This is a genomic window from Streptomyces sp. NPDC054863 (assembly GCF_053610825.1).
The window spans coordinates 19,307-30,218 of the sequence record NZ_JBSGZD010000075.1 but is presented as its reverse complement, the minus strand read 5'-3'; the positions used below and the strand labels follow the sequence as shown (position 1 = coordinate 30,218).

Annotated in this window: 8 protein-coding genes; 4 read left to right on the top strand and 4 right to left on the bottom strand. The window is 69.5% G+C overall.

What is annotated here, in order from left to right:
• Window positions 1-14: 14 nt before the first annotated feature.
• Window positions 15-1,043: a dipeptidase gene (locus tag ACWGIG_RS16435; RefSeq protein WP_453322279.1), complete on the bottom strand. Its 1,029-nt coding sequence runs from the start codon at window positions 1,041-1,043 to the stop codon at window positions 15-17.
• A gap of 263 nt (window positions 1,044-1,306) precedes the next feature.
• Between ACWGIG_RS16435 and dnaE the strand changes: the two genes are divergently transcribed.
• On the top strand, window positions 1,307-4,846 hold the full coding sequence (dnaE, locus tag ACWGIG_RS16430) for a DNA polymerase III subunit alpha (protein ID WP_453322278.1): 3,540 nt from the start codon (window positions 1,307-1,309) through the stop codon (window positions 4,844-4,846).
• Between the two features lie 139 nt (window positions 4,847-4,985).
• Here the strand turns inward: dnaE and cpt are convergent, their stop codons facing one another.
• The 3 genes from cpt to ACWGIG_RS16415 form a co-directional block, all read right to left on the bottom strand.
• A complete protein-coding gene (gene cpt / locus ACWGIG_RS16425) occupies window positions 4,986-5,510 on the bottom strand; it encodes a chloramphenicol phosphotransferase CPT (RefSeq protein WP_453322284.1) in 525 nt (174 codons plus the stop codon).
• A gap of 63 nt (window positions 5,511-5,573) precedes the next feature.
• Window positions 5,574-6,833, bottom strand: coding sequence for a cytochrome P450 (locus tag ACWGIG_RS16420; RefSeq protein WP_453322277.1), 1,260 nt, complete (start codon window positions 6,831-6,833; stop codon window positions 5,574-5,576).
• A 36-nt stretch (window positions 6,834-6,869) separates the two neighbouring features.
• On the bottom strand, window positions 6,870-8,198 hold the full coding sequence (locus tag ACWGIG_RS16415) for a glutamine synthetase family protein (RefSeq protein ID WP_453322283.1): 1,329 nt from the start codon (window positions 8,196-8,198) through the stop codon (window positions 6,870-6,872).
• A 464-nt stretch (window positions 8,199-8,662) separates the two neighbouring features.
• Here ACWGIG_RS16415 and ACWGIG_RS16410 point away from each other — a divergent pair, with 464 nt between their 5' ends.
• The 3 genes from ACWGIG_RS16410 to ACWGIG_RS16400 are packed head-to-tail and all read left to right on the top strand — an operon-like array spanning window position 8,663 to window position 10,885.
• A complete protein-coding gene (locus tag ACWGIG_RS16410; RefSeq protein ID WP_453322282.1) occupies window positions 8,663-8,851 on the top strand; it encodes a ferredoxin in 189 nt (62 codons plus the stop codon).
• Between the two features lie 31 nt (window positions 8,852-8,882).
• Complete coding sequence (locus tag ACWGIG_RS16405; protein ID WP_453322281.1) at window positions 8,883-10,079, top strand: NAD(P)/FAD-dependent oxidoreductase; 1,197 nt, start codon at window positions 8,883-8,885, stop codon at window positions 10,077-10,079.
• Complete coding sequence (locus tag ACWGIG_RS16400; RefSeq protein WP_453322276.1) at window positions 10,076-10,885, top strand: acetoacetate decarboxylase family protein; 810 nt, start codon at window positions 10,076-10,078, stop codon at window positions 10,883-10,885. The genes ACWGIG_RS16405 and ACWGIG_RS16400 overlap by 4 nt, the downstream gene beginning before the upstream one ends.
• Window positions 10,886-10,912: the final 27 nt, after the last annotated feature.

The window sequence follows — 10,912 nt, the reverse complement described above, 5'->3', positions numbered from 1 at the left end:
CACCAGGAGGTGTCTCACTTCGCCCGGCCCAGCTCCTTGCGGAACAGCTCCAGCACGTTCCCGCCGAGGATCTTGCGCAGTACGTCCTCCTGGACGCCCCGCCCCAGCAGCGCCTCCGTCACCAGCGGCAGCCCGCGCGGGCCCGACAGGCCGGGCAGTGAGACGGGGTATCCGTACGGTTCCTCCTCGCAGCAGCGCGGCATCGTGTCGTGGTCCACCTCCTCGATGAAGTCGGCGCCGATGCCGACGTGGTCCGGGCCCACCACGTCCAGGACGTGCAGGAAGTGGTCGGCGAGCCGGTCGAGGGTGCAGTCGGCGGGGTCGGCGGCCAGGAACTCCGGGAGGAAGTTCACGCAGACCGTGCCGCCGGTGGCGGCGATGCCGCGCAGTTGCTCGTCGGTGAGGTTGCGGTGGTGGTCGCGCAGGGCGCGGGCCGAGGAGTGGGTGGCCATGACGGGGCGGGTGGCCAGTTCCAGGACGTGGGCGACGCCTGCGGCGTTCAGGTGCGAGACGTCGTAGATCATGCCGAGGCTCTCCATGATCGAGAGGGCTTCGACGCCCGCCTCGGTGAGCCTGCTGCCGGTGGCGTCCTCGCCGCTGCCGTCCGCGAGCGGGGTGCGCCTCCAGTGGGCGAGCGAGGCGACCCGTACGCCCAGCCGGAAGAGGGTGGGGAACAGCTCCACGGAGGCGTCCACGCCCGGCGCGCTCTCCAGGGCGAGGACGAGCGCGATCCTGCCGGCCGCGTGCGCGGCGTCGATGTCGTCGCCGTCGAGACACAGCCGTACGGAATCGGGATTTCCCTCGGCGAGGACGTGCGCGCACTCGATCATGCGGAGGGTCTCGCGGAGGGCGCCCTCGGGGCGGTACGCGTCCCCGATGAAGACCGGGAGGACCTGGAGGTCGACCCCGCCCTCCTGGAGCTGCGGCAGCCACCGCTCGCGGAAGAAGCTCGCCCAGCGCCGGGGCGGCCGGGCGGTGACCGCCATGAGGAGGTCGTTGTGGGCGTCTGCTACGACGGCGTGGTGGTGCAGTTCGATGGACACGGGGCCACAGCCTAGGCGCGCCGATCATCGGGATCCACAGGTATTTCTCACATCTCTCTGACCTCGCATTCTTCCCGGAATAGCGGCTCTGACCTGCACAAACACCAAGTCGCGCGGTCCTGTGAGCGGCCTTGATCAGCTCTCTGGGAGAGGTAGGCTCGGGGGTCTCCGACACCTCGTACGCCTCCCCGGGGCAGCTCTGTGCCCCAGGCCGCTTCGGCGTGCCGTACCCCAGCCGCCCCTCCCCCGGAAGGCACGTCCCCGTGGCCGATCAGCCGTTCACGCACCTGCACGTTCACACCCAGTACTCGCTCCTGGACGGCGCGGCCCGGCTCAAGGACATGTTCAAGGCGTGCGGCGAGATGGACATGACGCACATCGCCATGACCGACCACGGCAATCTGCACGGGGCGTACGACTTCTTCCACCAGGCCAAGAAGGCCGACATCACGCCGATCATCGGCATCGAGGCGTATCTCGCCCCCGAGTCCCGCCGTCACAACAAGCCGGTGAAGTGGGGCGCCCCGCACCAGAAGGGCGACGACGTCGCGGGCGCGGGCGCCTACACGCACATGACGATGTGGGCACGGAACAACACCGGCCTGCACAACCTCTTCCGCGCCCAGTCCCGCGCCAGCCTGGAGGGCTTCTTCCGCAAGCCGCGCATGGACCGCGAGCTGCTCCAGGAGTACGGCGAGGGCCTGATGGCCACCACCGGCTGCCCGTCGGGCGAGATCTCCACCAAGATCCGGCTGGGCCAGCTCGACGAGGCGGTCAAGGCGGCGGGCGAGTTCCAGGACATCTTCGGCAAGGAGAACTTCTTCGTCGAGCTGATGGACCACGACATCGACATCGACCGGCGGGCCCGCTCGGGCCTCCTTGAGGTCGCGAAGAAGATCCAGGCGCCCTTCGTCGTCACGAACGACTCGCACTACACGTACGCGTCCGAGGCGGCGGCCCACGACACCCTGCTCTGCATCCAGACCGGCTCGAACATCTCCGACACGGACCGCTTCCGCTTCGACGGCTCGGGCTACCACCTGAAGACGGCCGCCGAGATGTACGCGATCGACTCCTCGGACGCATGGCTGGAGGGCTGCCGCAACACCCAGCTCCTGATCGCGGACCGGGTCGACACGGCGGGGATGTTCGAGCCGAAGAACCTGATGCCGAAGTTCGACGTGCCCGAGGGGTACGACGAGGTGTCGTGGTTCCGCGAGGAAGTGCGCATCGGCATGAACCGGCGCTTCAACAACAGCGTCCCGGAGGACCGCCAGAAGCTCGCCGACTACGAGATGGGCATCATCATCGAGATGGGCTTCCCGGGGTACTTCCTCGTGGTCGCCGACTTCATCATGTGGGCCAAGAACAACGGCATCGCGGTCGGTCCCGGCCGAGGCTCCGCCGCCGGTTCGATCGTCGCGTACGCCATGGGCATCACCGACCTCGACCCCGTCCCGCACGGCCTGATCTTCGAGCGGTTCCTCAACCCGGAGCGCGTCTCCATGCCCGACGTCGACATCGACTTCGACGAGCGCAGGCGCGGTGAGGTGATCCGGTACGTGACGGAGAAGTACGGCGCCGACAAGGTCGCCATGATCGGCACGTACGGCACCATCAAGGCCAAGAACGCGATCAAGGACTCCGCCCGCGTCCTCGGCTACCCGTACGCCATGGGCGACCGCATCACCAAGGCGATGCCCGCCGACGTCATGGGCAAGGGCATCGACCTCAACGGCATCACGGACCCCAAGCACCCCCGCTACAGCGAGGCGGGCGAGGTCCGGGGAATGTACGAGAACGAGCCCGACGTCAAGAAGGTCATCGACACCGCACGCGGCATCGAGGGCCTGGTCCGCCAGATGGGCGTGCACGCGGCCGGCGTCATCATGTCGAGCGAGCCGGTCATCGACCACGCCCCGGTCTTCTCCCCGAAGAACGACGGCGTGGTCGTCACCCAGTGGGACTACCCGAGCTGCGAGTCGCTCGGCCTCCTCAAGATGGACTTCCTGGGCCTGCGAAACCTGACGATCATGCAGGACGCCCAGAAGGCCATCAAGGCCAACAAGGGCATCGACCTGGAGCTCCTCTCCCTCCCCCTCGACGACGGCCCGACGTACGAACTCCTCGCGCGCGGCGACACGTTGGGCGTGTTCCAGTTCGACGGCGGCCCGATGCGGTCCCTTCTCCGCCTCATGAAGCCCGACAACTTCGAAGACATTTCCGCCGTGTCGGCGCTGTACCGACCCGGCCCGATGGGAATGAACTCCCATACGAACTACGCCCTGCGCAAGAACAAGCAGCAGGAAATCACCCCGATCCACCCGGAGTTGGAGGAGCCGCTCTCCGAAGTCCTGGGCATCACCTACGGCCTGGTGGTCTATCAGGAGCAGGTGCAGAAGGCGGCGCAGGTCCTGGCCGGCTACTCCCTCGGCCAGGCCGACCTCCTGCGCCGCGCCATGGGCAAGAAGAAGAAGGAAGTCCTCGACAAGGAGTTCGTCCCGTTCCAGAAGGGCTGCCGGGAGCGCGGCTACTCGGACGAGGCGATCCAGGCGGTGTGGGACGTCCTGGTCCCCTTCGCGGGCTACGCGTTCAACAAGGCGCACTCGGCGGCGTACGGCCTGGTCTCGTACTGGACCGCCTACCTCAAGGCGAACTACCCCGCCGAGTACATGGCCGGTCTCCTCACGTCCGTCAAGGACGACAAGGACAAGATGGCCCTGTACCTCAACGAGTGCCGCCGCATGGGCATCAAGGTGCTGCCGCCGGACGTGAACGAGTCGGCGGGCAACTTCACCCCGCAGGGCGACGACGTGATCGTCTTCGGCCTCACGGCGGTCCGCAACGTGGGTCAGAACGTCGTCGACTCGATCGTCAAGTGCCGCAAGGCGAAGGGGAAGTACGCCTCCTTCCCCGACTACCTCGACAAGGTCGAATCGGTCGTCTGCAACAAGCGCACGACGGAATCCCTCATCAAGGCGGGCGCCTTCGACGCGATGGGCCACACCCGCAAGGGCCTGTCCGCCGTCTTCGAGAACATGGTCGACGCGGTCGTCCAGGTGAAGCGCAAGGAGGCCGAGGGCCAGTTCGACCTCTTCGGCGACCTGGGCTCGGACGGCCCCGACGACTCCCCCGGCTTCGGCCTCGACACCCCCATCGGCGACATCGAGTGGGACAAGTCCTTCCTCCTCTCGCAGGAACGCGAGATGCTCGGCCTGTACGTGTCCGACCACCCGCTCTTCGGTCTGGAGCACGTCCTCTCCGACAAGGCCGACGCGGCGATCGCCTCGCTCACCAGCGGCGACTTCTCGGACGGCTCGGTCACCACGATCGGCGGCCTGATCACCGGCCTGCAACGCAAGATGACCAAGCAGGGCAACGCGTGGGCGATCGCGACGGTCGAGGACCTGGCGGGCTCCATCGAGTGCATGTTCTTCCCGGCGACGTACCAGCTGATCTCCACCCAACTCACCGAAGACACCGTGGTGTTCGTCAAGGGCCGCCTCGACAAGCGTGAGGACATCCCGCGCCTGGTCGCGATGGAACTCCAGGTCCCGGACATCTCCGACGCGGGTACCAACGCACCCGTCGTCCTCACCATCCCCACCGTCAAGGTCACCCCGCCCATGGTCGGCAAGCTGGGCGAGATCCTCTCCCACCACCGGGGCGACACGGAGGTACGGATCAAGCTCCAGGGCCCGCGCAAGACGACGGTGCTGCGGCTGGACCGGCACCGGGTGAAGGCGGACCCGGCGCTGTACGGAGACCTGAAGGTGCTGCTGGGGCCGTCCTGCTTGCAGTAGTGGCGCATCGTGGGGGCCCTGCACCCCGCAGGGCCGCATGGGGTGGGACTCTGCGCGCCGTAGGGCCGCATCGTGTGGGGCCCTACGCGCCGTAGGGCCGCATCGTGGGGCCCTTGCACGCCGCAGGGCCCCGCTCTCCCTACTCCGCCCGCTCGGCGATCAGCCGCGCACACTCCTCCGGTCCCCTGCGCGTGGTGTCGACCTCGAAGTCGTACGACACCCCGTCATGCACCAGCTCCGCCTGTGCGGCGGCCATTCCACCGACCCGGTCCCCCCGCGCGGCCTCCCGCGCCGCCGCCACCCCTGCCTCGCACCGCACGCCCACCCACAGCACCTCGACGTCACCGTCGATCGCCTTCAACCACCGCGCCTGCGACTCGGCTCCGCCGAGGAACACCTCGTCGACGACGACCCGCGCCCCGGCCCGCACCATCGCGACGACCCCCGCGATCCAGGCTTCCTCCAGCCGCCGGAACTCGTCCCCGACAGCGACCCCGCCGTCGGGGGCGAACCCGATACCGGAGCCCCCCTCCCGCAGGGACGCGGGCAACGCGTCCACGAAGGTGTCCAGACTCAGCGACAGCCACGAATCCGGCAACACCGCCTGCAGACACCGGGCGATCCTGGACTTCCCCGAGCTGGAACCACCGTTGAGCACGATCATCCGAGTTTTCACGGGGCCATAGTAGGGACAGCCCTCCACCCGTGCCGGAAGCTGCCTCGCAGCTCACACCAGCGTGACCTCCACCGGCAGCCTCTTGATCCCGTTCACGAAGTTGCTTCGTACGCGCGGGACTTCGCCCGTCAGGCGGATGGAGGACAGGCGTGGGAGGAGTTCCTCGAAGAGGATCTGGATTTCGAGGCGGGCCAGGGCATTGCCGAGGCAGAAGTGCGGGCCGCCCTTGCCGAAGGTGACGTGGTCGATGTCGGTGCGGGTGACGTCGAAGGTGTAGGGGGCGGGGAAGACTTCTTCGTCGCGGTTGCCGGAGGCGAACCACAGGACGACCTTGTCGCCCTCCTTGATGTGCTTACCGCCCAGTTCCGTGTCGCGGGTCGCGGTGCGGCGGAAGTGGTAGACGGGGGACGCCCAGCGGAGGAATTCCTCGACGGCGGACGGGATGAGGGTGGGGTCGGCCTGGAGTTTGGCGAGTTCCGCCGGGTGCTGGATGAGGGCGAGCATGGAGTGGGAGATGGCGTGGCGGGTGGTTTCGTTGCCCGCGACGACCAGCAGGAGGAAGTAGTTGTCGAAGTCGGTGGGGGTGAGGGGGACGCCGTCCCTGGGGGTCTGGTTGACGAGGAGGCTGACGAGGTCGGTGCCGTCTCCGCCCTTGCGCTCGGAGGCCAACTTGCGGCCGTACGCGAAGACTTCGAGAGCGGCGGGGCTGCGGAAGGGCAGGTTGCGGTAGCTCTCGCTCTCCTCGCTGTGGAGGAGTACGTCGGCATAGTCGGGGTCGGTGTTGCCGATGATGCGGTTGCCCCAGTCGATGAGCTGCTGGGTGTCGTCCGGCGGAACGTCGAGCATGCGGGCCAGGACGTTGATGGGGAAGTCGGCGGAGACTTCCTCGACGAAGTCGAAGCTTCCCTCGGCGAGGGCCTGGTCCAGGGTGCGGCGGGTGAGGACGCGGAGGAAGTCGCCGTAGGCCGCGACCGCCCTGGGGGTGAAGGGCTTCTGGAGCAGGCGGCGCATGGCCTGGTGGCGCAGGCCGTCGGTTTCGAGGAGGGAGCGGCGGATGGCGATCTGGTCGTCGTCCACCTCCTCCAGGTTGGTGAAACGGGTGGAGGTGTACGTGTCCGGGTCGCGGTCCACGGCGACGATGTCGGCGTGTTTCGTGACCGCCCAGAAGCCGCTGTTGGGCGCGGGTTCGGGCTGCCAGTGGACGGGGTCCTCGCGGCGCAGGGTGTCCAGCATCCGCCAGGGCGTCTCACCGTCGGTGAACTTGTCCGGGTCGGCGAGGTCGACTGCGGAGAGGGGCATCGGGTGGGGCATGGGTGCGACTCCTGGGCGATCTGGGGACCTGGAGATCTAGAGGTGGTACGCGTACTCGCTGAACTCCCAGTCGGTGACGTGCTGTTGGAAGCGTTCGACCTCGTTGCGCTTGTAGGCGAGGAAGGAGGAGGTGAACTCCTTGCCGAGCAGTTCCGTCAGCGGGCCGTCGGCGACCAGGGCGTCGAGGGCGACGGTCAGGTTCGCGGGCAGCTGGGGCGCCTTGGTCGCGTCGTAGCCGTAGCCGTGGATCGGGGCGGGGGGTTCGTCGCCCGCGCGGATGCCGAGCAGGGCGGCGGCGAGGGTGCTGGCGAGCAGCAGGTACGGGTTGGCGCTGGCGTCGCCGAGGCGGAGTTCCAGTCGGGAGGCGGCGCCGCGCTCCGGCGGGATGCGGATCATGGCGCTGCGGTTGTCCAGGCCCCAGTCGATCAGCCAGGGGGCGAGGGTGTCCGGGCCGAAGCGCTTGTAGGAGTTGACGGTGGGGTTCTGGAGTGCGGCGAGCGCCGGGGCGTGGGCGAGGACACCGGCGAGTGCGTGGCGGGCTGTTTCCGAGAGACCGTGCGTCGATGACGGGTCGTCAAAGGCGCTGTCCCCCGAAGAGGTTCGTAATGCCGAGAAGTGGAGGTGGAAGCCGGAGCCGCCCTCGTCGTTGAAGGGCTTGGCCATGAAGGTGGCCAATTTCCCTTCCTTGCGGGCGAGTTCCTTGACCGCGGCCTTGAAGCGGAAGGCACGGTCCGCGGCGTCCAGGGCCTCGGAGTGGTCGAGGTTGATCTCGAACTGGCCGCTGCTGTACTCGTGGTTGCCCGCCGTGACCCTGAGTCCGAGATCGCGCAGGTGGCGGATCGTACGGAGCAGGTGGCGCTCGGGGTCGCCGCGCAGGCCGGCCGTGTAGATGTTGCCCGGGGCCTCGGCGTAGCGCTGCCAGCCGGTGGGCGTGCCGGGGGCGGGCTCGCACAGGAAGTATTCGAGCTCGGGGCCGACGATCGGGGTCAGGCCGTGTTCGGCCCACGCGTCGAGGACCCGGCGCAGGACGCCGCGCGGGGACTCGGGCGCCGGGGCTTCGGTGACCGGGTCGCTGACGTCGCCCAGGCACCAGGCGACGCCCGGCTCCCAGGGCAGTGCGACGAGGGTGGAGAGGTCGGGGCGTACGACGATGTCGGGCAGTCCCGCGTCGAGTCCGCCCGCCACGTCGACCGTGTCGCCGCGCGGCGACGTGTGATAGACGGCGCGGCAGAAGGCCAGGCCGTGGCCGCAGGCGGAGGGCAGGTGCTCGACCAGGATGTCGCGGGCCCTGTCGGTACCGAGGAGGTCGGGGAAGGTGACCCGTACGACGTCGATCTCCTGACCCTGGGCGGCCAGCCGTTCCAGCGGTTCGCGCAACTCCGGCGCGAGCGCGGCGTACCGGGGGGCGGCACCGGCGGGACCGGCGGAGGCGGGAGGAGCGGAGGCAGAGGAACGACCGGCAGAGGCAGGACCGGCGGAGGCGGGACCGTCCGCCGGAGGGGTCCCGGCGGGGGTGACGCCCGCCGGGAGAGTGCCGACGGGGGCATCCGCGGCGGCGGCGGCATCCGCCGCGGGCGCGGGCCGTGCCGCCGGCACGGGCTGTGTGGCCGACTGCGAGGGCAACGGGGACTGTTGAGCACTCACCGGGGATCCTCCGTGTCGTTTGACTCCAAAAGATATGCAGGGGCTCGACGCGCCCACAAGGGGTGACCGACAACTTTCCCCGCCCCCGCACGGTGGTTGACCGGATCGAGCCATGGGGATTAACTTGTTTGAACTCAAACGAGTTGATGCGACTCACCGCCCTCCCCGACCGAGAGGACCCGCTCATGAAGGTCGTCGTGGACATCGACATCTGCAAGGACCACGGTCAGTGCGTCTTCGCGGCCCCCGAGGTCTTCCAACTCGACGACGGCGGAAAGCTGGTGTACGTCGCCCAACCCGACGAGTCGCTGCGCGAGGACGTCGAGGACGCGGCGGACGTCTGCCCGCTCCAGGCCATCACCATTGAGGACTGAGCAGGTGGCCGTCGATCGCAGTTCCGATCGCATCCTGGTCGCCGGAGCGTCCCTCGGCGGGCTGCGCGTCGCCGAGCAGTTGCGCAGGGCGGGCTTCGCGGGCGAGCTCGTCGTCCTGGGCGACGAGCCCCACATGCCGTACAACCGGCCGCCGCTCTCCAAGGAAGTCCTCGCCGGGAAGGCGGGCTTCGAGTCGCTGGCCTTCCGTCCGAAGCCCGCCGCGGCCGATGTGGTGTGGCGGCTCGGGACTGCGCTGACCTCGGCCGATCTCGCCGGACGGGTCGTCACGCTGGCCGACGGCGAACAGTTGCCGTACGACGGCCTGGTGGTCGCCACGGGGCTGCGACCACGCAGGCTCGGCGCCCCCGGTCCTGCCGGGGGCCGCCACACCGTCCGTACGATCGACGACGCACGGGCGCTGCGGGCCGCACTCCGGCCCGGTGCGCACGTGGTCGTCGTCGGCGCCGGTTTCATCGGCTGCGAGGTCGCCGCCACCGCCCGCGGCCTCGGCGCCGAGGTGACGGTCGTCGACCCGCTGCCGCTGCCGATGGTCGGGCCGCTGGGCGAACTGCTCGGGCAGGAACTGCTGGCACGCCACCGCGCACAGGGCGTGCGCTTCGCCCTCGGGCGTACGGTGGCCCGCTTCACCGGTCCGGACGGGCAGGTCACCGGCGCCGTCCTCGACGACGGGTCCCTGGTGCGGGCGGACGCGGTCGTCGAAGCGGTCGGTTCGCTGCCCAACGTGGAGTGGCTGACCGGCAACGGGCTCGACCTGAGCGACGGAGTGCTGTGCGACACCCAGCTCCGCGTCGCGGAGGGCGTCGTCGCGGTCGGCGACGTCGCACGGTTCCCCAACCCCCGGTACGACGCGGTGGCCCGGCGGATCGAGCACTGGTCGGTGCCCGGCGACAGCGCGAAGCACGCGGCGAAGGCGCTGCTCGGGCACGAGCAGCAGGCGTTCGCACCGCTGCCGTCCTTCTGGAGCGACCAGTACGGGTACCGGATCCAGTCCTTCGGCGCGCCCGCGCTGGGCCTGGGGGACGCGCGCGTACTGGACGGGGAGCCGGGCGACGACGGCGCGGCGGGCGACGTGCTGGTGGGTTACCACGACGGGGGCGGGCGCCTCGTCGGGGTGGTGGCGCTCGGCGGGCCCGCCGTGGTGGCGAAGGCGGCGGGGTACCGCGCCGCGCTGAACTCTTCCGTCCACACTCAAGGAGCACTGACGTGAGCACCGTTCGCGGCTACTTCCACCCCAAGACGGCGACCGGCACGTCGTCGCTGATCCCGGCGCCACCGTGGCACTACTCCGGCGACCTGCTGACCGTCGAGTACCGGACCGATCCCGAGCGTGTACGTGAACTCCTGCCCGCACCACTGGAGTTGGCGGACGAGGACCCGGGAGCGGTCGCACTGATCTGGGCGGACTGGCAGTCCTGCTCGGCGTCGCGGGAGGAGCTGCTCGACCCGGTGCGGGCACAGTACAAGGAGACCTTCGCCGTCGTCCGGTGCTCCTACCGGGGGCGGACCTACTCACGGTGCGTCTACATCTGGGTCGACAAGGACTTCGCGATCGCCCGCGGGCTGCACCAGGGGTACCCGAAGAAGCTCGGGTCGATGCACCAGACCCGTCCGCATCCGTACGGGCCCGCTCCGCGGATCGAGGCGGGGGCCCGGTTCGGGGCGACGCTCGCCGCGGCGGACCGGCGGCTGGCGGAGGCGACGTTCACGCTGCGCGCGCAGAGCGCGACGAGCGGGTTCGTGAACGGGCATCCGATGATCCACAACCGGTGGCTCCCCTCGATCGAGAAGGGGAAGGGGCTGGCACTGGACGAGCTGGTCGAGGCCGGCGCGGCGTCGTTCGAGGCGGGACCGGCATGGTCGGCGGACGCGGAGCTCTCGCTCTTCGAGTCGCCCACGGAGGAGCTGGCCCGGCTGGAGGTCCGGGAGCCGATCGGGGCGTACTTCCGGCAGGTGGGGGTGGTGTGGGACGGGGGCCGGCTCTTGGAGTCGGGGCTGTCGGGGGCGGTGGAGTAGGGGGGCGCCGTGCTCCGCGCGGGCGGT

What these genes read in the sequence shown, in the direction of transcription:
- cpt (WP_453322284.1), bottom strand. Translation starts at nt 5,510, where the DNA reads ATGATCGTGCTCAACGGTGGTTCCAGCTCGGGGAAGTCCAGGATCGCC.
- ACWGIG_RS16420 (WP_453322277.1), bottom strand. Translation starts at nt 6,833, where the DNA reads ATGCCCCACCCGATGCCCCTCTCCGCAGTCGACCTCGCCGACCCGGAC.
- ACWGIG_RS16410 (WP_453322282.1), top strand. Translation starts at nt 8,663, where the DNA reads ATGAAGGTCGTCGTGGACATCGACATCTGCAAGGACCACGGTCAGTGC.